This is a genomic window from Streptomyces sp. NPDC107538 (assembly GCF_055657445.1).
Genome location: NZ_JBVKAY010000002.1, coordinates 757117 through 777442 on the forward strand (window position 1 = coordinate 757117; position 20326 = coordinate 777442).

Annotated in this window: 26 protein-coding genes; 6 read left to right on the forward strand and 20 right to left on the reverse strand. The window is 69.8% G+C overall.

The features are described from left to right. Positions 1 to 2: 2 nt before the first annotated feature. From rplE to ACZ7MG_RS09280, 15 genes are all read right to left on the reverse strand, one after another. Positions 3 to 560, reverse strand: a complete 558-nt coding sequence (rplE, locus tag ACZ7MG_RS09210; RefSeq protein ID WP_005481216.1) for a 50S ribosomal protein L5 — start codon at positions 558 to 560, stop codon at positions 3 to 5. Then, on the reverse strand, positions 560 to 883 hold the full coding sequence (rplX, locus tag ACZ7MG_RS09215) for a 50S ribosomal protein L24 (RefSeq protein WP_013001412.1): 324 nt from the start codon (positions 881 to 883) through the stop codon (positions 560 to 562). The genes rplE and rplX overlap by 1 nt, the downstream gene beginning before the upstream one ends. A gap of 2 nt (positions 884 to 885) precedes the next feature. After that, positions 886 to 1254: a 50S ribosomal protein L14 gene (gene rplN, locus ACZ7MG_RS09220; protein ID WP_003992364.1), complete on the reverse strand. Its 369-nt coding sequence runs from the start codon at positions 1252 to 1254 to the stop codon at positions 886 to 888. Positions 1255 to 1358: 104 nt separating this feature from the next. Then, positions 1359 to 1646: a 30S ribosomal protein S17 gene (rpsQ, locus tag ACZ7MG_RS09225; RefSeq protein ID WP_006130775.1), complete on the reverse strand. Its 288-nt coding sequence runs from the start codon at positions 1644 to 1646 to the stop codon at positions 1359 to 1361. After that, positions 1646 to 1870, reverse strand: a complete 225-nt coding sequence (gene rpmC, locus ACZ7MG_RS09230) for a 50S ribosomal protein L29 (RefSeq protein ID WP_059079052.1) — start codon at positions 1868 to 1870, stop codon at positions 1646 to 1648. The genes rpsQ and rpmC overlap by 1 nt, the downstream gene beginning before the upstream one ends. Continuing rightward, a complete protein-coding gene (gene rplP / locus ACZ7MG_RS09235) occupies positions 1870 to 2289 on the reverse strand; it encodes a 50S ribosomal protein L16 (protein WP_004927269.1) in 420 nt (139 codons plus the stop codon). The genes rpmC and rplP overlap by 1 nt, the downstream gene beginning before the upstream one ends. A gap of 5 nt (positions 2290 to 2294) precedes the next feature. Further along, positions 2295 to 3128, reverse strand: a complete 834-nt coding sequence (gene rpsC, locus ACZ7MG_RS09240) for a 30S ribosomal protein S3 (protein ID WP_013001414.1) — start codon at positions 3126 to 3128, stop codon at positions 2295 to 2297. Further along, on the reverse strand, positions 3128 to 3475 hold the full coding sequence (gene rplV, locus ACZ7MG_RS09245; protein ID WP_152171197.1) for a 50S ribosomal protein L22: 348 nt from the start codon (positions 3473 to 3475) through the stop codon (positions 3128 to 3130). Before rplV ends, rpsC begins: the two co-directional genes overlap by 1 nt. A gap of 42 nt (positions 3476 to 3517) precedes the next feature. Beyond that, positions 3518 to 3799, reverse strand: coding sequence for a 30S ribosomal protein S19 (rpsS, locus tag ACZ7MG_RS09250; RefSeq protein ID WP_013001415.1), 282 nt, complete (start codon positions 3797 to 3799; stop codon positions 3518 to 3520). A gap of 12 nt (positions 3800 to 3811) precedes the next feature. Continuing rightward, complete coding sequence (rplB, locus tag ACZ7MG_RS09255) at positions 3812 to 4648, reverse strand: 50S ribosomal protein L2 (protein ID WP_005481225.1); 837 nt, start codon at positions 4646 to 4648, stop codon at positions 3812 to 3814. A gap of 38 nt (positions 4649 to 4686) precedes the next feature. Continuing rightward, entirely contained in the window at positions 4687 to 5106 is a 420-nt protein-coding gene (gene rplW / locus ACZ7MG_RS09260) for a 50S ribosomal protein L23 (RefSeq protein ID WP_471385353.1), read from the reverse strand. After that, the gene (gene rplD, locus ACZ7MG_RS09265; RefSeq protein WP_086752855.1) at positions 5106 to 5765 is read right to left on the reverse strand and encodes a 50S ribosomal protein L4; all 660 of its coding nucleotides are present in this window, start codon (positions 5763 to 5765) and stop codon (positions 5106 to 5108) included. Before rplD ends, rplW begins: the two co-directional genes overlap by 1 nt. A 7-nt stretch (positions 5766 to 5772) precedes the next feature. Beyond that, positions 5773 to 6417: a 50S ribosomal protein L3 gene (rplC, locus tag ACZ7MG_RS09270; RefSeq protein ID WP_005481233.1), complete on the reverse strand. Its 645-nt coding sequence runs from the start codon at positions 6415 to 6417 to the stop codon at positions 5773 to 5775. 17 nt (positions 6418 to 6434) lie between these two features. Then, positions 6435 to 6743: a 30S ribosomal protein S10 gene (gene rpsJ, locus ACZ7MG_RS09275; protein ID WP_003948644.1), complete on the reverse strand. Its 309-nt coding sequence runs from the start codon at positions 6741 to 6743 to the stop codon at positions 6435 to 6437. 468 nt (positions 6744 to 7211) lie between these two features. Further along, positions 7212 to 7928 carry a YoaK family protein gene (locus tag ACZ7MG_RS09280; RefSeq protein ID WP_471385350.1) on the reverse strand — a complete coding sequence of 239 codons (717 nt, stop codon included), beginning with the start codon at positions 7926 to 7928 and terminating at the stop codon, positions 7212 to 7214. A gap of 104 nt (positions 7929 to 8032) precedes the next feature. On the opposite strand from ACZ7MG_RS09280, the gene ACZ7MG_RS09285 reads away from it, so the two are divergent. Both ACZ7MG_RS09285 and ACZ7MG_RS09290 read left to right on the forward strand, forming a co-directional pair. Continuing rightward, on the forward strand, positions 8033 to 9712 hold the full coding sequence (locus ACZ7MG_RS09285; RefSeq protein ID WP_471385349.1) for an RNA ligase family protein: 1680 nt from the start codon (positions 8033 to 8035) through the stop codon (positions 9710 to 9712). Positions 9713 to 9731: 19 nt separating this feature from the next. Continuing rightward, on the forward strand, positions 9732 to 12560 hold the full coding sequence (locus ACZ7MG_RS09290; protein ID WP_471385347.1) for an RNA repair domain-containing protein: 2829 nt from the start codon (positions 9732 to 9734) through the stop codon (positions 12558 to 12560). Between the two features lie 5 nt (positions 12561 to 12565). Here the strand turns inward: ACZ7MG_RS09290 and ACZ7MG_RS09295 are convergent, their stop codons facing one another. Beyond that, the gene (locus ACZ7MG_RS09295) at positions 12566 to 13393 is read right to left on the reverse strand and encodes a hypothetical protein (protein ID WP_471385345.1); all 828 of its coding nucleotides are present in this window, start codon (positions 13391 to 13393) and stop codon (positions 12566 to 12568) included. A gap of 155 nt (positions 13394 to 13548) precedes the next feature. On the opposite strand from ACZ7MG_RS09295, the gene ACZ7MG_RS09300 reads away from it, so the two are divergent. Beyond that, complete coding sequence (locus ACZ7MG_RS09300; RefSeq protein WP_471385343.1) at positions 13549 to 15573, forward strand: ATP-binding protein; 2025 nt, start codon at positions 13549 to 13551, stop codon at positions 15571 to 15573. Here the strand turns inward: ACZ7MG_RS09300 and ACZ7MG_RS09305 are convergent. The 3 genes from ACZ7MG_RS09305 to ACZ7MG_RS09315 are packed head-to-tail and all read right to left on the reverse strand — an operon-like array spanning position 15513 to position 16791. Further along, positions 15513 to 15722 (reverse strand): DUF397 domain-containing protein, encoded by a 210-nt coding sequence (locus tag ACZ7MG_RS09305; protein ID WP_471385341.1) that lies wholly within the window; start codon positions 15720 to 15722, stop codon positions 15513 to 15515. The genes ACZ7MG_RS09300 and ACZ7MG_RS09305 overlap by 61 nt on opposite strands. Beyond that, positions 15719 to 15931, reverse strand: coding sequence for a DUF397 domain-containing protein (locus ACZ7MG_RS09310; protein ID WP_471385339.1), 213 nt, complete (start codon positions 15929 to 15931; stop codon positions 15719 to 15721). The genes ACZ7MG_RS09305 and ACZ7MG_RS09310 overlap by 4 nt, the downstream gene beginning before the upstream one ends. Continuing rightward, on the reverse strand, positions 15928 to 16791 hold the full coding sequence (locus ACZ7MG_RS09315) for a helix-turn-helix domain-containing protein (protein WP_471385337.1): 864 nt from the start codon (positions 16789 to 16791) through the stop codon (positions 15928 to 15930). Before ACZ7MG_RS09315 ends, ACZ7MG_RS09310 begins: the two co-directional genes overlap by 4 nt. Before the next feature lie 155 nt (positions 16792 to 16946). On the opposite strand from ACZ7MG_RS09315, the gene ACZ7MG_RS09320 reads away from it, so the two are divergent. The 3 genes from ACZ7MG_RS09320 to ACZ7MG_RS09330 all read left to right on the forward strand — a co-directional run bounded on the left by ACZ7MG_RS09320 (position 16947) and on the right by ACZ7MG_RS09330 (position 19211). Next, positions 16947 to 17495: an ATP-binding protein gene (locus ACZ7MG_RS09320; protein ID WP_471385335.1), complete on the forward strand. Its 549-nt coding sequence runs from the start codon at positions 16947 to 16949 to the stop codon at positions 17493 to 17495. 149 nt (positions 17496 to 17644) lie between these two features. Continuing rightward, positions 17645 to 18562: a helix-turn-helix domain-containing protein gene (locus ACZ7MG_RS09325; RefSeq protein WP_471385333.1), complete on the forward strand. Its 918-nt coding sequence runs from the start codon at positions 17645 to 17647 to the stop codon at positions 18560 to 18562. Positions 18563 to 18611: 49 nt separating this feature from the next. Continuing rightward, entirely contained in the window at positions 18612 to 19211 is a 600-nt protein-coding gene (locus ACZ7MG_RS09330) for a Uma2 family endonuclease (RefSeq protein WP_471385331.1), read from the forward strand. A gap of 27 nt (positions 19212 to 19238) precedes the next feature. Here the strand turns inward: ACZ7MG_RS09330 and ACZ7MG_RS09335 are convergent, their stop codons facing one another. After that, positions 19239 to 20315: an endo-1,4-beta-xylanase gene (locus tag ACZ7MG_RS09335; RefSeq protein ID WP_471385329.1), complete on the reverse strand. Its 1077-nt coding sequence runs from the start codon at positions 20313 to 20315 to the stop codon at positions 19239 to 19241. Positions 20316 to 20326 lie beyond the last annotated feature (11 nt).

Consider the following 20326-nt stretch of genomic DNA (forward strand, 5'->3'; position numbering starts at 1 on the left):
GCTCACGCCTCCTTGAAGGGGAAGCCGAGGTGACGAAGGAGGGCGCGGCCCTCAGCGTCGTTGGTCGCCGTGGTCACCACGGTGATGTCCATACCCCGGGTACGGTCGATCTTGTCCTGGTCGATCTCGTGGAACATGACCTGCTCGGTGAGACCGAAGGTGTAGTTGCCACGGCCGTCGAACTGCTTGGGGGACAGACCACGGAAGTCGCGGATGCGCGGGAGCGCGAGCGACAGGGTGCGGTCCAGGAACTCCCACATGCGGTCGCCACGGAGCGTGACGTGGGCACCGATCGGCTGGCCCTCACGCAGCTTGAACTGCGCGATGGACTTGCGGGCCTTGGTGACGGCCGGCTTCTGCCCGGTGATCGTGGTGAGGTCGCGGATGGCGCCCTCGATCAGCTTGGAGTCGCGGGCGGCGTCGCCCACACCCATGTTGACCACGATCTTGACGAGGCCCGGGGTCTGCATGACGTTCTCGTACGAGAACTCTTCCTGCAGCTTGCCCGCGATCTCCTCGCGGTACTTCGTCTTGAGACGCGGAGTCGTGGTGGTAGCCATCAGATGTCCTCACCCGTCCGCTTGGCAACGCGAACCTTGTTGCCCTCGTCGTCGAAGCGGTAGCCGACACGCGTGACGACCTTCTTGCCGTCCTTCTCCACGACCAGCTGGACGTTGGAGACGTGGATCGGCGCCTCGACGGTGACGATGCCACCGGCCTGCGAACCCTTGGCGGTCGGGCCGGCCTTGGTGTGCTTCTTGACCCGGTTGACACCCTCGACCAGGACGCGGTCCTCGCGGGGGAAGGCCGCGATGACCTTGCCCTGCTTGCCCTTGTCCTTACCGGTGATGACCTGGACCAGGTCGCCCTTCTTGATCTTCATGCTTACAGCACCTCCGGCGCGAGCGAGATGATCTTCATGAACTTCTTCTCGCGCAGCTCCCGGCCGACCGGGCCGAAGATACGGGTGCCACGAGGGTCGCCGTCGTTCTTGAGAATGACGGCGGCGTTCTCGTCGAAGCGGATGTACGAGCCGTCCGGACGGCGGCGCTCCTTGACGGTGCGAACGATGACCGCCTTGATGACGTCACCCTTCTTCACGTTGCCGCCGGGGATCGCGTCCTTGACGGTGGCGACGATGACGTCACCGATGCCCGCGTAGCGGCGACCGGAGCCACCGAGCACACGGATGCAAAGGATCTCCTTCGCACCAGTGTTGTCGGCGACACGCAGTCGCGACTCCTGCTGGATCACGTCTATCTCCTGATTGTCTGCCGGTTCCCGGCAGGGGCCGCCTCGTTACGAGGGAGCCCCTGCCGAGCCTGGCGGAACTGACCTGCGGATGTACCCCGCAGGAATTACTTGGCCTTCTCGAGGATCTCGACGACGCGCCAGTGCTTCGTGGCGGACAGCGGCCGGGTCTCCATGAGGAGGACACGGTCGCCGACGCCGGCGGCGTTCTGCTCGTCGTGCGCCTTGAGCTTGCTCGTGCTGCGGATGACCTTGCCGTACAGGGCGTGCTTCTTGCGGTCCTCGACGGCGACGACGACGGTCTTGTCCATCTTGTCGCTGACGACGATGCCCTCACGGGTCTTGCGGAATCCGCGCGCCTCGGTGTTCGTCTCAGTCACGTTGTTCTCGCTCATCAGGCGTTCTCCACCGTTTCGATGCCCAGCTCACGCTCGCGCATCAGGGTGTAGATCCGCGCGATGTCCTTGCGGACCGCCTTCAGACGGCCATGGTTCTCAAGCTGTCCGGTCGCCGCCTGGAAGCGGAGGTTGAACAGCTCTTCCTTGGCCTCGCGGAGCTTGTTCAGCAGCTCCTCGTTGCCCAGCTCGCGCAGCTCGGACGCCTTGGTACCGGCCGACATCACGCTTCACCTGCCTCGCGCTTGACGATCCGGCACTTCATCGGCAGCTTGTGGGCGGCGCGAGTGAGGGCCTCACGGGCGATCTTCTCGTTCGGGTAGGACAGTTCGAACATGACCCGGCCCGGGTGCACGTTCGCGATCCACCACTCCGGCGAACCCTTACCGGAACCCATGCGGGTCTCGGCCGGCTTCTTCGTGAGCGGGCGGTCCGGGTAGATGTTGATCCAGACCTTGCCGCCACGCTTGATGTGGCGGGTCATCGCGATACGGGCCGCCTCGATCTGGCGGTTGGTCACGTACGCCGGCGTGAGGGCCTGAATGCCGTACTCGCCGAACGCAACCGTCGTACCGCCCTTGGCCTGGCCACGGCGCTTCGGGTGGTGCTGCTTGCGGTGCTTGACCCTACGAGGGATCAGCATGTCGGTCAGGCCTCCGTTCCGGTGCTCTCAGCCGGAGCGGCGGCGGCGGGAGCCTCGGCCTTGGGGGCCTCGGCGCCGGCAGCCTGCTGCGGCTTACGACCGCGACCGCCACGCTCGCCACCGCGGCCACCACGGCCGGCGGGGCGGTCAGCGCCACCACGGGCCGGGCGGTTGCCGGCGCGGGCAGCGGCGTTCTCGGCGCGGACCTCGGCGATGTTCTTGACGTCGCCCTTGTAGATCCAGACCTTCACACCGATGCGGCCGAAGGTCGTCTTGGCCTCGAAGAAGCCGTAGTCCACGTTCGCGCGGAGCGTGTGCAGGGGCACACGGCCCTCGCGGTAGAACTCCGAGCGGGACATCTCGGCGCCACCGAGGCGGCCACCGCACTGGATCTTGATGCCCTTGGCGCCGGCCTTCATGGCGGACTGCATGCTCTTACGCATGGCCCGACGGAAGGAGACGCGGGAGGAGAGCTGCTCGGCGACGGCCTGGGCCACCAGCTGAGCGTCCGTCTCCGGGTTCTTGACCTCGAGGATGTTCAGCTGGACCTGCTTGCCGGTCAGCTTCTCCAGGTCGCCGCGGATACGGTCGGCCTCGGCGCCGCGGCGGCCGATGACGATGCCCGGACGCGCGGTGTGGATGTCGACGCGGACGCGGTCACGGGTGCGCTCGATCTCCACCTTCGAGATGCCGGCGCGCTCCATGCCGGACGTCATCATCCGACGGATGGCGACGTCTTCCTTGACGTAGTCCTTGTACAGCTTGTCGGCGTACCAACGCGACTTGAAGTCGGTCGTGACACCGAGCCGGAACCCATGCGGGTTTACCTTCTGGCCCATTACCGGGTTCCTTCCTTGCTGCTGACGACCACGGTGATGTGGCTGGTCCGCTTGCGGATCCGGTAGGCACGGCCCTGGGCACGCGGACGGAACCGCTTCAGGGTCGGGCCCTCGTCGACGTACGCCTCGCTGATGAACAGCGAAGTGGCGTCCGTGTGGTCGTAGTTGTGCGCGGCGTTGGCGATGGCGCTGTCCAGCACCTTGCCGACCGGCACGCTCGCGGCCTGCGGGGCGAAACGCAGGACCGCCTGAGCCTCCGTGGCGTCGAGGCCACGGATGAGGTCCACCACTCGGCGGGCCTTCATGGGCGTGACGCGGATGTACCGCGCCTGGGCCCTGGCTTCCATGGTTGTCCTTCCAGTGTCTGTCATGGTCATTCCACCCCGCTGTTAGCGGCGCTTCGACTTCCGGTCGTCCTTGACGTGACCCCGGAAGGTGCGCGTCGGCGAGAACTCGCCGAGCTTGTGGCCGACCATCGACTCGGTGACGAACACCGGAATGTGGGTCTTGCCGTTGTGCACCGCGATCGTGTGGCCGAGCATGGCCGGGATGATCATCGAGCGACGGGACCAGGTCTTGATGACGTTCTTGGTGCCGGCTTCGTTCTGTACGTCCACCTTCTTGATGAGGTGTCCGTCGACGAAGGGCCCCTTCTTGAGACTGCGCGGCATCTAAACCCGCTCCTAGCGCTTCTTGTTCGTCTTGCGGCGGCGGACGATGTACTTGCTCGAAGCCTTCTTCGGCGAGCGAGTACGACCCTCCTTCTGACCCCAGGGGCTGACCGGGTGGCGACCACCGGAGGTCTTGCCCTCACCACCACCGTGGGGGTGGTCAACCGGGTTCATCGCCACACCGCGAACGGTCGGGCGGACGCCCAGCCAGCGCTTACGACCGGCCTTGCCCCAGTTGATGTTGCTCTGCTCGGCGTTGCCGACCTCGCCGACGGTGGCGCGGCAGCGCACGTCGACCAGACGGATCTCACCGGACGGCATGCGGAGGTGGGCGTAGGCGCCCTCCTTCGCGAGCAGCTGCACGGAGGTACCGGCGGAGCGGGCGAACTTGGCGCCGCCACCGGGACGGAGCTCGATCGCGTGGATCGTGGTACCGACCGGGATGTTGCGGAGCGCCAGGTTGTTGCCCGGCTTGATGTCGGCCCCGGGACCGTTCTCCACCCGGTCGCCCTGCTGCAGGTTGCGCGGGGCGAGGATGTAGCGCTTCTCGCCGTCCGCGTAGTGCAGCAGCGCGATGCGCGCGGTGCGGTTGGGGTCGTACTCGATGTGCGCGACCTTCGCCGGCACGCCGTCCTTGTCGTGGCGACGGAAGTCGATGACACGGAAGGCGCGCTTGTGTCCGCCACCCTGGTGGCGAACGGTCACACGACCGGCGTTGTTACGGCCGCCCTTGCTGTGCAGGGGGCGGACCAGCGACTTCTCCGGCGTGGACCGCGTGATCTCGACGAAGTCGGCGACGCTGGAGCCGCGACGGCCCGGCGTAGTCGGCTTGTACTTGCGGATTCCCATTTCTCAGTCCTCGTCCGATATCGGACGATCCGACCCGCTTACGCGGTCGGACCGCCGAAGATGTCGATACGGTCGCCCTCGGCAAGGGTCACGATCGCGCGCTTGCTGTCGGCACGCTTGCCGAAGCCGGTGCGGGTCCGCTTGCGCTTGCCCTGGCGGTTGATCGTGTTGACCCCGGTGACCTTGACCGAGAAGACCGCCTGGACGGCCTGCTTGATCTGGGTCTTGTTGGCGCCGGGGGCCACGATGAACGTGTACTTGCCCTCGTCGAGGAGCGCGTAGCTCTTCTCCGACACGACCGGCTTCAGCAGGACGTCACGGTGGTCCGTGAACGCCTTGCTGGGCGCGGTGACGACGGTGTTCTTGCCCTCGGTGGCGTGGCGCTTCGCCTTGGCGACGCGCGCGACCTTGGCGGCCTTGGCCGCCTTGGAGGCGATGGAGGGGTGACGAATCGCCATCAGACCTCAGTCCCTTCGGTGTCGTTGGCCTTGTTCGGGCCGGACACGAAGGACTCCAGGGCGCCCTGGGTGAAGACCACATCGTCGGAGACGATCACGTCGTACGTGTTCAGCTGGCCCGGCTCCAGGATGTGCACCTGGGGCAGGTTGCGGGCGGAGAGCCACGCGGCCTCGTCGGCACGCTCGACGACCAGGAGCAGGTTCTTGCGCTCCGAGATCTTGCCGAACAGCGACTTGGCGGCCTTCGTGGAGGGGTTCTCGCCCTCGATCACGCCGGAGACGACGTGGATGCGGTTGTGGCGGGCCCGGTCGGTGAGGGCGTGGCGCAGGGCCGCGGCCTTCATCTTCTTCGGGGTCCGCTGCGAGTAGTCACGCGGCTGCGGGCCGTGGACGACGCCACCACCGGCGAACTGCGGCGCGCGGGTCGAGCCCTGGCGCGCACGGCCGGTGCCCTTCTGACGGTAAGGCTTCTTACCGCCACCACGAACCTCGCCGCGGGTCTTGGTCTTGTGCGTGCCCTGGCGGGCGGCCGCGTTCTGCGCGACGACGACCTGGTGGATCAGCGGGATGCTGACCTTCTCCACGCCGAAGATCTCCGCGGGGAGTTCGACGCTTCCGGTCTTCTCGCCGGCAGGCGAAAGGATGTCAACAGTGCTCATCGGTACCTCAGGCCCCCTTGGCCGCGGTGCGGACCAGGACGAGGCCGCCGTTCGGACCGGGAACCGCGCCCTTGATGAGCAGCAGACCCTTCTCCGCGTCAACGGCGTGGACGGTCAGGTTCTGGGTGGTGACCCGCTCGTTGCCCATGCGACCCGCCATGCGGAGGCCCTTGAACACACGGCCCGGGGTGGCGCAGCCACCGATGGAGCCGGGAGAGCGGTGCTTGCGCTGGGTGCCGTGACCGGCGCCGAGGCCCTTGAAGTTGTGACGCTTCATGACACCGGCGAAGCCCTTGCCCTTGCTCTTGCCGGTCACGTCCACCTTGACGCCGGCCTCGAAGACCTCGGCGGAGATCTCCTGGCCCAGCGTGTACTCGGAGGCGTCCGCGGTGCGGATCTCGACGAGGTGACGGCGGGGGGTGACGTCGGCCTTGGCGAAGTGACCCTTGAGGGGCTTGTTCACCTTGCGCGGGTCGATCTCGCCGAAGGCGATCTGGACCGACTCGTAGCCGTCGACATCGTTCGTACGGACCTGGGTCACGACGTTGGGGCCGGCCTTGACGACGGTGACCGGAACAACACGGTTGTTCTCGTCCCACACCTGCGTCATGCCGAGCTTCTCGCCCAGGATTCCCTTGATCTGCTTAGCCATTCTCAGATCACCGATCCCTAGAGCTTGATCTCGATGTCGACACCGGCCGGGAGGTCGAGTCGCATCAGAGAGTCAACGGTCTTGGGCGTCGGGTCGAGGATGTCGATCAGGCGCTTGTGCGTGCGCATCTCGAAGTGCTCGCGCGAGTCCTTGTACTTGTGCGGCGACTTGATGACGCAGTACACGTTCTTCTCAGTGGGCAGCGGCACCGGGCCCGCGACCGACGCACCAGTGCGGGTCACCGTCTCGACGATCTTCTTCGCCGAGGAGTCGATGACCTCGTGGTCGTAGGCCTTGAGCCGGATGCGGATCTTCTGTCCCGCCATGGCTACTCAGTAGTCCTTTGTCTCGTTTAACGCTCTGGAACCCGGTGTCCTGTTCACCCGCCCCTCCGACCCACGCGGTCGGGTGTGTCGCGCTTCCACTGACACGGATGCCCCTTGTTCGAGCATCCCTGGTCCGGGAAACACGGCCTCACCTTCAGCCGCGGGCCGGGGGCAGAAGCCCACCGGGTGCCTGGCCTGTGCCGTACCTTGCTTCCCGAAAGATTCCCGTACGTCCGCCCCAGCGCTGCCATGTGGCAGTTAAGGCGACGAGTACTGTGGGACTCGCTTCCGGTCCTCCCGGCGGGAGGCGCGCAGCATCAACACTCGACCGAGCAACCCCGCTAGTCTGCCATACGGCCCACCGGCTCCGCCAATCGAGCCGGAGAGATTACCCCGAGAGTGACAGAGGTCAAACCCGACGCCCGGGGGCACGGGGGCGGTGACCGCTCGACTCCTCAAGTCGGCTCCTCAGACCGGCTCCGCCGTACGCCGTCGTGGCCCCGCCCAGTACACCGTGCCCAGCGCCAGGACCAGGGCGGCGGGGAGGAGCAGGACCGTCGCCGGGTGTACGTGTTCGTGGAGGAGCCAGGCGCCCAGGAGGCCGCCGGCGAACATCGCGGCGACCGAGGCGAGGCGGCGGCCCTCGTCGCGGAGGCCCGGGCCGGCGCGGGTGACGGGGAGCGGGGGCAGGCCGCTGAGGAAGGCGGTGAGGGCGCGGGTGGAGACCGTGGTGGGGACGTCCGCGACCCGGACCCGCAGGGTGGTGACGTTGCGGACACCCATGGCCGCGGCGACCAGGGCGACCACGGCGAAGTGCGGGCCGTCCACCGGGGTGCCCGGTGTGTCGACGTCGGTGCGCCAGGCGACCAGACCGCCGAGCCCCAGCAGCAGCGCCTCGACGATCAGCGCGGGCCCCAGCCACCGGTGGCCACGCGCGTCCACACCCGCCTCGAACCGGGAGCCGAGCACCGCGCCGACCGCGAACGCCGCACACGAGACACCCGCCGCGGCCGGCGACAGCCCGGCGACGCCGATGAGCGCGAAGGAGAGGAAGAGCAGGTTCCCGGTCTGCACCGCGGTGAACACCGGTCCGAGCACGAGAAAGCTGACGGCCTCGATCATGCCGGTCGTCAGCGTGAGCGCCACCATGGCGGAGGTGAGCCCGACGCCCGCTCGGGGTTTCATACCCGGACCCTAGGCCGCGCATAATCCGCTCGCCCGCCCACGAGCCGCACTCCTACGCTGATCAGGTAAGTCGGCTGCCACGGGGGAACCGGGGAACGTCCATCATGCGCACGCACTATCCGAGGACCCGGCATCTGCCCTGGTCCCCCGGCGCCACCGCCGACGATCTACGGGTCACCGACCTGTCCGGCCTGCGCGGCCACGAGGTCGTGGTGACCGAGAAACTCGACGGCGAGAACACCACGCTGTACCGCGACGGCGTGCACGCCCGCTCACTCGACTCCGCGCACCACCCCTCCCGTACCTGGGTCAAGGCGCTCCAGGCCCGTATCGGCCCCGCCGTGCCCGAGGGCTGGCGGGTGTGCGGCGAGAACATGTTCGCCCGGCATTCGATCGCGTACGACGACCTGGACAGCTGGTTCTACGGCTTCTCGGTGTGGGACGCGGACGGGCGCTGTCTGGACTGGGACCGGACGCTGGACTTTCTGCGTGGACTCGGGGTGCCCGCGCCGCGCGTGCTGTGGCGGGGCGTGTTCGACGAGCGCGCGCTGCGGGCCCTGCGGCTGGACCTCAGGCGGCAGGAGGGCTACGTCGTCCGGGTCGCCGACGGCTTCGCCGCGGAGGAGTTCGGCGCGCGGGTCGCGAAGTGGGTGCGGGCCGGGCACGTGCGGACGGACACGCACTGGATGCACGCGGCGGTCGTCGAGAACGGGCTGGGCGCGCGTGCGCCGCTGTGGGCCGTGCGCTCCGGCGCACCCGCCGACGCGGACGCGCTGGCGGAGGCGGTCGGACTGCCCGGCGAGGGCGACCGGGAGGCCGTGGCCCGCTTCGAACCGGCGCAAGCCACCGGCGACGACCGGCTCGTCGGCGTCCTGGCCACGCTGCTGCACGGCCAAGGCTCCGGCCACGGCGGCCGGCGGGCCCGGGTCGCCGCCCGGCTGGCCGGCGTCGTGGGCATGCCGCTCGCGCGCCGGGTCGCCGACCTGGTGGGGCTGCACCCCGCGCTGCACCGGCCGTATCCCGACGAGGAGCGCGGGACCGGCCTGGCCCGGCTCTCCCTGGCCACCGATCTCGGGCTGCTGCACGCGGTGGCGCGGGCCACGGCGGTGACGGACGAGGCGCGGGAGCAGGTGGAGTGGTCGGCGCTGCACGCCGAGGAGGTGCGGGGCCCGGACGGGACCGCCCTGCGGGAGGCGTTCGCGGGGCTGTCGGCCGACGCGGCCGTCCGGTGCCGGGCGGAGGCGCGGGAGGCGTACGCGCGGGGGCGCGTAGCGGATGTGGACGCGGCCGTCGCCGCGACCTGGCGGTGGCGGTCGGGGGCGTACCCGAGGCTGGTCCAGCTGGTCGGCCCGGCGGGGAGCGGCAAGAGCACGTTCGCGCGGGGGCTCGGGGGCGTGGACGCGTACGTATCGCTGGACGATCTGCGCGCGGCACGCGGCGCGCGCGCCGATCAGCGCGCCAACGCGGATGTCCTGCGCGCCGGGCTCGACCGGCTGGACGGCGCGCTGGCCGCCGGCGGGACGACGGTCTGGGACGCCACCTCGCTCACCCATCAGCAGCGCGCGCTGGTGCACGCGGTCGCGCACCGCCGCAACGCGCTGGTCACGCACGCCGTGGTGCTGGTGGACGAGGACGAACTCGTACGACGCAACACCCGGCGCGAACATCCGGTGCCGCCCGAGGTGCTCACCGGTCAGCTGCGCCGCTTCGCCCCGCCGTATCCGGGCGACGCGCACCGCACCTGGTACATCGGGGCGAGCGGGACCATAGAGGACGAGATCTGAGGAAGAGGTCTGAGGAACCGTGCGGACGAGCGAGGAGATCTATCACCGGGTGCGCTGGGACGCGCGCTTCGACCCGGCCCGTTTCGTGCTCGGCGTGCTCCAGCGGAACGCCGCGCCCAAGCGGGTCCCGCTGCCCGCGTTCGTGCCCGGCGGTGAGATCCCGTGGCACCGGGTGCTGTTCTTCGAGGCGGACGGCGAGGTGGTCTGGGACCGGGCCACGGGTGTGGACCGGATGGACGCGACGGACGCGGGGCGCGTACGGGAGGCCCGGCTGCTCCGGGCGCCCTTCTTCACGGCGCGCACGCCGCACGCGTGGGACGGCGAGCGCTGGGCGCCCGCGTCCGGCTCACCGCGCACGGCCGCCTCCGACCGCGTCCGGGTGCTGACCTGGAACACCCTCTGGAACCGCTACGACGCCGACCTCATCGACACCGCCCGGCGCAGACCCCTGCTGCTGCGGGCCCTGCGCGAGGCCGAGGTGGACGTGATCGCGTTGCAGGAGGTCGAGGCGGAGCTGCTGGCCCTGCTCCTGCGCGAGCCCTGGCTGCGCGAGGGCTGGACCCTCGCCACGGACCCGCGTGGCCGGGACGTGGACACGTACGGGCTGCTTTTGCTGAGCCGGCTGCCGGTCCGCGAGGCCGCGTTCCACGCGCTGGGCGCGCACAAGGCGGTGATCGCCACGGTGGTGGAGACCGGCGTACGCCCCCTCGTCGTCGCGGCGACGCATCTGAGCAGCGACCACTCGGCCGACGGCGCGGGCCGCCGTACGGCCGAACTGTCCCGTATCGCCGAGGGGTTGGCGGGTCTGGACTCCGATCTGCTCCTCCTCGGCGACTTCAACGACGGCGGCGACACCCCACAGACGACGCTGGGCATGCGGGACGCATGGAGCGAGGCGCACGGCCCGCAGGACATGACACCGACCTTCGACCCGACCGCCAACCCGCTGGCCGCGATCTCGTCCCTGTCCGGACGGGCGTCGCGGCTGGACCGGGTACTGCTGCGCGGCGCGGAGCTGCGGGTGGAGCGGGCCGAGCTGTACGGGGACGCGCCCACGGCGGAGGGGCTGTACGTCTCGGACCACTACGGGGTACGAGCGGAGGTGGGCCCCGCCACCACCGCGGACACCGGCCTCGCCCGCCTGGACGTCCGACCGACGGCCCGTACGGCGCTGGCGTGGCTGCCGCCCGAGGACCTGTGGCCGCCGCTGCAGGACATCCGCCGGAGGCACGACCCGCAGATCCACCGCTGGCCCCCGCATGTGAACGTCCTCTTCGGCTTCGTACCGGAGCACGCGTTCGAGGAGGCGGCGTCGGTGCTGGAGACGGCGATGACGGCGATGACGGCCACGACCTCCCCGTTCGACGCCCGGCTGGAGGGCGTGCACTGGTTCGGGCACCGGGACGACGCGACGGTGTGGCTGGACCCGGCGGCGGCGGGCGAGGGCCCGTGGGCCGCCCTGCACGACACCCTCGTACGCCACTTCCCGAGCTGCCGGGGCCGCCACGAGGGCTTCACCCCGCACCTGAGTCTGGGCCGCACCACCGACCCGAACACCTTGGCGACGGCCTGCGCGGCACGGCTCGGTCCCCTGTCGGCGAAGGTCGGCGAGCTGGCCCTGCTGTCGCGGCGCGGGGACGAGCCGATGCGGGTGCGGGGGACGGTGGCGCTGGGGACGGGTGAGGTGCGCTGGAGGGAGGAGGAGCGGGGGTCTGACGAGGGTGGCGAGGCCGACGGGGACGAGGTGGCCGACCGGGTCACCCGCCTCCTCACGGACGCGCTCCCCGCCGGTGTCGTCCACGTGGTCGGCTCCCGGCGCATGGGCTGCGCGCTGCCCGGCGCGGATCTGGACCTGGTGGCGGCACTGCCGGGCGCGGTCGAACTGGCCGATGTTCAGGCGAAGTTGATCGCGATGCCGGGTGCGGCAGCCGACGGCGTACGCGAGGTGATCGGGGCGCGCGTACCCGGCGTACGGCTGCGGCTCGACGGGCTGGACGTGGATCTGGCGGTCGTGGCCACCGGTTCGATGGACCCGGCTGAGGCGGTGGAGCGGCGGGCCGAACTGGGCGAGGCGGCGGCGATCGCGCTCAGCGCGGTGAGCGACGCGGAGGCGGTGCTCGCCTCGGCGGGCGCGCAGGGGCCGGCGTTCGCGCGGCTGGCCCGACAGGTCAAGGCGTGGGCGAGGGCGCGGGGCCTGGACTCGGCACCGTTCGGCGGTCTGCCGGGCCTGGCGTGGTCCGTGCTGGCCGCGCGCACGGTGAGGGAAACGGGTGGCGGGGAGACGGGCGAGGCCGGTGTCCAGTCGCCCTCCGACCTCCTCCGGCACTTCTTCGCGACGTGGGCGGCATGGGACTGGCGAGAGCCGGTAGGAGCCCCTGCGGACACTCCCCTTCCCCTCCCCCTCACCATCACGACCCCCTCGGCCCCGGTCCGCCCCTGCACGGACCAGGTCACGGTGGGCATGCGCGACCTGATCACCCAAGAGCTGTTCCGGGCCTGGGAGTTGCTGGAGGAGGGGAGCCCTCTGTCCGCCCTTCTCACCCCTCCCCCACTCCACCGCCGCCACGCCGCGTGGGCGATCGTGACGGTGGAGGGGGGTGCGGACGAGGACCGGGGCCGGGTACGCGGCAGGATGCGGGCCCTGATCACGGACCTCGCCGAGGCGGCCCCCGACTGCCACGCCTGGCCCCGCCCCTTCACCACGGCCCCCACCCGCTACGCCATCGGCCTGGGGAAGACCCCACCGGCCCCGGCCGACCTGACCGCCGTGGCGGAGCGTCGGCTACGCGGCTTGCCGGGGGTCACGCTGACGAGGGCCGAGGGCGGCGAGGTGCCGAGCCTGTACTGAGGCGGTCAGCGCACGTCGACGTAGGCCACCGGGCTGGTGGCGGTGCCGGTCGTGGTGTTGCCGTAGTACACCCAGCGGTAGAAGCCGTCGGCGGAGGCGTTGACCGTGGTCTTCAGGCCGCCGGTGCTGCTGGTGGTGACCTTCTTGACCGTCTTGAACGAGGTGGCGTCCGAGGCGCGGTACTGGAGGCTGACCGTACGGCCGCTGTAGCCGCCGTACTTCTTGGTGCTCCAGTTCGCCCGGGTGACCTTGCCCGTGACGGTGATCTTCTTGCCCTTGGTGACCGTCTCCGGGGTGGCGCCCACGGTCGCCTTGGCCGCGCGCTTGAGCTGCACGGTCATGGACCGGGTCTCGTACTCCTCGGTCTTGAGACCGCCGTTGGACTTCCACAGCCGCAGTGCGACGGCGGTCTTCCAGGTGGTGGCCGCCGCGTTGGTGTCGACCTGCTTCCGGCTCCAGTGCGGGTCGATGTGGAACTCGCCCTCGCAGCGGGCGTGCTTGGCGTCGACCTCGAAACAGGTGTAGATACCCGGCCCGATGTAGCCGTCGCCGGTGTCGACGGCCTTGCTCATGCCACCGCGGTAGATGAAGGGGTGCGCGGTGTAACCGGAGGGCTTCGCGGTGCTCTGCCCGGCCGGCAGAGTGATGTTGAAGGAGATCGGCGGCGCCACTTCCTTCGTCGTGCCGACCACGATCGGCTTGCCCTTGTTGATGACGATGTCCGACACGGTGATACCGGTGTCCGCCGCCTGAGCCGCCGGCGCGTTCAGCACCGTAAGCCCGAGCGCCCCCACGAGCGCGGCCACCGCGACGGTTCGTCTGCCTGACTTCATTCACACCTCTTCGAACGAATGCCCTACTAGGAAGCGGCAGAGTACCAAGGGTGATCTCACGGCGATTCCACACGTCAAACCCACCGGAGGGGGCAGACTTTGCTCTCGTTCAGGGATGGGTGACAGAACGCGAAAGAACCGGAGAAACCGACGTCATGGTGAAGGTGCGGCTGGAGACCAGCCGGGAACACGTCGCCGAGCTGGCACGGCTGCGCGATCCGATCGGCGCGGTCGAGGAGCTGATCTGGAACAGCGTCGACGCCGACGCCGGACACGTGACCGTCACGCTGGAGCGCAACGACCTGGGCGGCGTGGACCGGGTCCGCGTCCAGGACGACGGCAGCGGGATGCCGGCCGAGCACTGCGAGGAGTACTTCCGGCCGATCGGCGCCTCCTGGAAGAAGCGCGCTCAGGGCAGCCCCGTGAAGAAGCGCGCCCTGCACGGCAAGAACGGGCGCGGCCGGGTCCGCGCCTTCGCCCTCGGCATCCAGGTGCGCTGGACCAGCGTCAGCGACGCGCTCGGGGGCCGGCAGCAGCTGGTGATAGAGGCGGACCGGCGCTCGATGGACGAGTTCGACATCGGCGACCCGGAACCCACCGACGATCCGACCGGCACGCTCTTCGAGGCGTTCGGCGGGGACGAGCAGCTGGACATCCTCGCGGAGGACCGGGCCCGCTCATCGCTCACCACGGCCTTCGCCACGTACCTGGAGAAATACCCGGACGTCCGGATCGAGTACGACGGCCAGGACCTTGACCCGGCCGCCGAGCAGTCGCACGTGAGCGACTACGACCTGCCTTCCCCCGCCGCTTGGAGCGGCGACCCGGCGCGTCTGAAGGTGGTCGAGTGGCGCAAGCCCGTCACCCGCGCGCTCTTCCTGTGCGACGGAGAAGGCATGTCGCGAGCGCAGCTCAAGCCCGGCATCCAGGCCCCCGGCTTCGAGTTCACGGCACATCTCACCTGGTCCGGCTTCGACGACGTCGACTCCGAGGACCTCGCCTTCACCGACTGGGCGGCCCACGGGCCGCTGGCCGAAGTGCTCGCGGCGGCCCGTGACCAGCTCAAGACTCACTTCCGCGCACGTGTGGACGAACGACGGCGGGAACAAGTCGCGGAATGGCGCCGGGAAGGCATCTACCCGTACGCGGGGCAGCCTGCCGACGCACGCGAACGAACCGAACGCGAGACATTCGACGCGGTGGCCACGACCGTCTTCCGCCACCTGCCCAAGTCCACCGGCACGCGCAGAACCACGTTCGCCCTGCTTCGCTCAGTGCTCGCGCACGAGCCCTCGGACGTGCTGCGCATCGCCGAGGAACTGTTCAACCTCTCCAAGCAGGAACGCGAGCAGCTCAACCGGCTGCTCGACCGCACTCCCTTGTCAGCCCTGGTCAAGGCCTCCACGGCCGCGACCAGCCGGCTGGACTTCCTGGCGGCCCTGGAACACCTCGTCTTCGACCCCGAAGCCAAGAACCGCGTGAAGGAGCGCTCCGAGCTGCACCGAATCCTGGAGAACGAGTGCTGGGTCTTCGGCGAGGAGTACGGCCTGCATGTGAGCGATCGAAGCCTCACCGAGGTTCTACGGCAGCACTGCCACCTGCTGGGCCGCGAGAAGCCGACGGGCCCTCCCGTGCTCCGGCCCGACGGGCGCCAGGGGATTGTCGACCTCATGCTGTCGAGAGCGTCCCGGCACCGCCATGACGAACGGCACCACCTGGTGGTCGAACTCAAGCGCCCCGGCCTCACCCTGGGGTCGGCTGAGTTCGAGCAGCTCAGCAGCTACGCACAGGCTGTGCGCAAGGATGACCGGTTCCGGGACACTCGCACCACGTGGGACTTCTGGCTGGTCGGCAACGACATGACGGACACGCTCCGGGAGCTGTCCCACCAGCCCCACAATCCCCCCGGCTGCGCCCTCAACCAGCCGACGTACCGGATCTGGGTACGCACCTGGGGCGAACTCGTCCAGGACTGCGAAGCTCGGCTGCGTTTCTACGGGCAACAGCTGGAGTACCAGTCCTCCACCGAACACGCGATGGACTACCTGGTCCGCAACCACGGCGACGCGGTGGCGGAACTGGTCGCGGACGGAACGGTCCCCTCACCCCGCCGGGACGGTCAGCCCCCGGCCGCGTACGACACGAAGTCCGCCCAGGCGGAGGGCGTGAGCGCGAGCTGAGGGAGGCGTATGTCTTTGGAGTCGCGGATGTGGACGGTGCCGGGGGCGTGGGCGATCTCGACGCAGGACTCGCCATTGGTGCCGCTGCTGTAGCTGCTCTTGAACCACGCCAGTGCGGAGGCGTCCCCGGCCCCGGCCTCGTCGATCACATCTCCCCCGACAGCTGCTCGACGAAGGCCGCCCAAGCCGACGACGTGAGCGCGAGCCCGGGGAGCCGTATGTCCTTCGAGTCACGGACGTGGACAGTGCCGGGGGCGTGGGCGATCTCGACGCAGGACTCGCCATTGGTGCCGTCGCTGTAGCTGCTCTTGAACCACGCCAGTGCGGAGGCGTCCCCGGCGGAGGCCTTGCGGATCATGTCTCTCCCAGCAGTTGCTCGATGAAGGCCAGCGACTCCCGCGTGGGGAGGGCTTGCGCTCGGATGGTGCCGTACAGCAGCTCGATGATGCGCAGTTGCCGTAGATCGGAGACAGGCCGTCCCTGAAAGACACCGTCGGCGCGTCCCACTGCCGTGCCGTCCTCGAACTTCAGCAGCTCGACCCGGCCGTCCAGTCCCGGGTGGGCGCCGCTGTTGGTCGGCATCACCTGGAGCGTCACATTACGCATCTGGCCCACCTCCAGCAGACGGTGGAGCTGCTGCCGCCACACCATTGTGCCCCCGACCTCCCGGCGTAGAGGGGCCTCTTCCAGCACGAAGGCGATCGAGGGCGCAGGGTCCCGGTCGAACACGGACTGGCGGGCCACACGAGCGGCCACCATCCGCTCCACATCGTCCGGCGAGTACGCGGGCTTCCACGCCTCGATCAGGGTCCGCGCGTGCTCCGGCGTCTGCAGCAGCCCGCTGAGGCTGTTGCAGACGTACACCCCGATCTCAACCGCCTGCCCCTCCAGCTTCCCCAGCTCCCGCACCTTCTTCGGGTACCGGACCTTCTTCACGTCCTCCCAGGTCGCCGAGACGAGCCCGCCCGCGCCCAGCACCTCGTCGGACTTGTCCAGGTACTCCTGTCGGGGGATCCGCTTGCCGGCCTCGATCTTGTAGACGAGGTCCTCGCCGTACCCGATCGCCACCGCGAAGTCGGCCACCCGCATGCCGACGGCCTCGCGCCTCAACCGCAGCTGTCGCCCCACGGTCTCGACGACCGCGACGCCCCAGTCGTCGTCGGGGTCCACCTCCCAACCCGGCTCGTCCGTCGCGTCCTTGAGCCCGTCCACGTGCATCGCGCACCCCTTTGCCGTACCGCTGTGACGCAACGCCCCCTACCCGTACGCCCGTTTTGGACAAGCCCGACAGCGCCGGACAAGCCCTGGACAGTAACCGTACGTACCGGCGCAGTCACTGTGCACACTAGGCATACGCCGCCACGCTGAGTGAGGTGAATCCGGAAACCGTCGCCCCCGACACCGAACTCGTCGGCCCCGCCCGCAACTTCAGCGTGCGGCTGTCACCCACGCCTCGCGGAGCCCGTCTCGCGCGTCTCCTCGCCACCGAGCAACTGCGCGCGTGGGGGCTGCCCTTGCACCCGGCGGACCACATCGTCGCCGAGCTGGCGGCCAACGCGGCGACCCACGGCCGCGTACCGGGCCGCGACTTCGACCTGACGCTGTACGTCATCGGCGGCACCCTGCGCATCGAGGTGACGGACACGCGCGGCGAACGGCTCCCCCGAGCCCAACATCCCTCCCCCTACGCCGAGTCCGGGCGAGGCCTCCTCCTCGTCGAGGCCCTCGCCGACCGTTGGGGCACCGCGCCGGGAAGGCCGCCGCGCAAGACCGTCTGGGCCGAAATCACCCTGCGACCGGGACCCGATGTCGTGTGCTTCGGTGCGGCGGACGGTCTTTCCCCAAGGACCCTGGGAGTGAAAGAACCGCACCAAACCCCACCCCTCCTCCCGCCCGGCAGGCCGCCTCACCCTCGCGGGTGAACATCGCCCGCTCAGCTGGATTCGGCAGCGGTCACCTGCCCTACGCTCAGCGCAGCAGGACCACACAACCGCAGACATACGACGGCCCCCGCCGGGACTGCAATCCCAGTGCGAGGGCCTGACCACCAAGGAAGCAGAGACCCTTCCCGATGGATACCCAGCACCCTAGCGCGCCCTCGCGCGCCCCCGCCCGGCTTGCCGACGACAACCACCCGAACCGGCAGAGCCAGTCCCACGGCGGCGGTCTGATCCACGAGCACACCCGCCACACCACCCGCTTCACCGTGATCGGCAACCACCTCGCCCAGCACCCGGAGCTGTCGCTCCTCGCGATCGGGCTGGGGGCTCACATCCAGTCGTTGCCGAAAGGCGCCCGCATCGACATCAAGAGCCTCGCCGCCCGCTTCAAGGAGGGCGCGACCCGTATCGCCGCCGCGCTGAACGAGCTGGAGCACCACGGCTATCTGCGCCGGGAGCGCGTACGCATCCCCGGCGGCCGGATCATCACCCGTACGACGTCCTGCAACCAGCCCGGCCGCAGCCGTAGCCGTAGCCACAGTCACAGCCACGCGGAGGACGAGCCCGTACGCCCGGCACGCGCGCCCCGGCGGGAGAAGGCCCCCCGCAAGCCCCTCCCCGAGGTCCCCCAACCCGCCTACCGCTCCCCCACCCTCCTCCAGACCGCCACCGACCTCCTCGCCGACCTGCGCCGCACGGACCCCCGACTGCTCCTCTCGGCCTGCGACGCCGCGCACCTCGCCCCGGGCGTGGCCGCCTGGCTGGAGCGCGACCTCACCCCCACCGCCGTACGCCACGCCTTGACCGGCGATCTCCCGAACGAGCCCCTCCACCGCCCGGCCGCCCTCCTGGCCCACCGGCTCATGGCCCAGCTGCCACCCCTGCCGCCGTACCGGGCGCCCGCGTCACCACCGGCCGTCCAGTACCCCATGACGAACTGCGACGGCTGCGACCGCGGCTTCCGGGGCCCGGCGGGAAGCCGCTGCCGCGACTGCGGCCCCGCCCACACCACGCCCGACCAGACTCCTGACCTCACGGAGCCCGCCTAGCATGAACGTGACGATCCTTGCCTCCGGGCACAGACGAGGAGCGAGCGCCATGACCATCACCCCGGACAACGCACAGCACGGCGCCTCCCACCCCTACCGGGCCATGCGGGACTTCGTTCAGTCGATGGACGACACCCTCCCCGGCAAGTTCGAGATCACCAAGGAAGGGATCGTCCACGACATGCTGTCGCCCGTGAAGCAGCACGAACTCACCGCGCTGCGCCTGCGGAAACGGCTTGAGCGGCTCATGCCCGACGACCTGGTGGCCCACACGGGCACCCCGGATGTGGAGGACGAGCCGGAGGGGGTCATGCGACACCCCGACGTGATGCTCATCGCCGAGGCGGACATGGAAGGAGACGGATCCTTCGACGCCCGTACGCTGATCGCCGCGATCGAGATCGTGTCCCGCTCCAACCCCGACAACGACTGGATCGGCAAGGTCCGCGACTATCCCCTGCTCGGCATCCCCGTCTACGCCGTCTTCGACCCCCGCACCGGCACCGGCGCCGTCCTCACCGACATCCACTCCACCCCTGACGGCCCCCGCTACGCCACCCGCAAGGACTTCGTCTACGGCGAGGACGTCACCATCGCGGACTGGACCATCTCCACGAAGAACCTGCCCCTCTACCCGGACAAAAGCTGACAACGCCCGGGGCAGGGAGCACCGGGGTCACCGCCCCGCGGCCAACCCCTCCCGCAGCTCGGCATACGCCGCCTTCCGCCCGTACCCCTCGTCCATCGGCGTCGCCGCCCCCTGCCCCGCGAACACCCCGGGCACCCATGAGTACCGGTCCGTGAACCCCCACACCGTGAACGACGTACAGCTCCGCGCCCCGAGGCACGCGTCCAGCAGCCGCCGGAAGTACGACGCCTGGGTCGCGAGCTTCTCGGAGTCGGTCGGCAGAATCATCCGCACGTCCACCTCCGTGAACGCCGTCCGCATCCCCAGCGCCTCGAACCGGGCGAGGTTCTCCGCGACCTGCCCCGGGAAGCCGTACTGGATCGCGAGGTGCCCCTGCGCGCCGAAGCCCTGCACCGGTACGCCCTCCGCGCGCAACCGCTTCGCCAGTTCGTAGTACGCCGTGGACTTCGGGTTGACGCCCTCCACGTTGTAGTCGTTGAGGAAGAGCTTCGCCTTGGGGTCGGCCGCGTGGGCCCAGCGGAACGCGTCCGCGATGTACGACGGGCCCAGCTCACGCAGCCAGATCGAGTTCCGCAGGCTGCCGTCCTCCTCGAAGACCTCGTTCACCACGTCCCACTGCTGGATCTTCCCCTTGTACCGCTTCACCTCGGTGGTGATGTGCTTCCGGAGGATCCCGCGCAGCTCCGCCGCGCCGATCGACCCGTCCGCCACCCCGGCCGTCAGCCAGCCCGGCAGCTGGCTGTGCCAGACCAGGGTGTGACCGCGCACGACCTGACCGTGGGCGCGCGCGGAGCGGACCAGGTCATCGGCGGCCTTCCACTCGTACACACCGCGCTGCGGCTCGACCGACTCCCACTTCATGACGTTCTCGGCCGTCACCGAGTCGAACTCACGGCCCACAGTCCTGCGATACGTCCGGTCCTCGGCCAGCGCGGTCATGTCCACGGCCGTGCCGACACGCACCCCGGCCCGGTCGGCAAGCTGTCTCAACGACGGTCCGGACGCCCCGTGCGCCGAGGCCGGCTGCACAGCCACCCCCGTGGCCAGCAACGCCCCGGCGACCAGCGCGAGCACGGGCGTACGAAGGCGGTTCATGTACGTCATCTGCGAGTCCC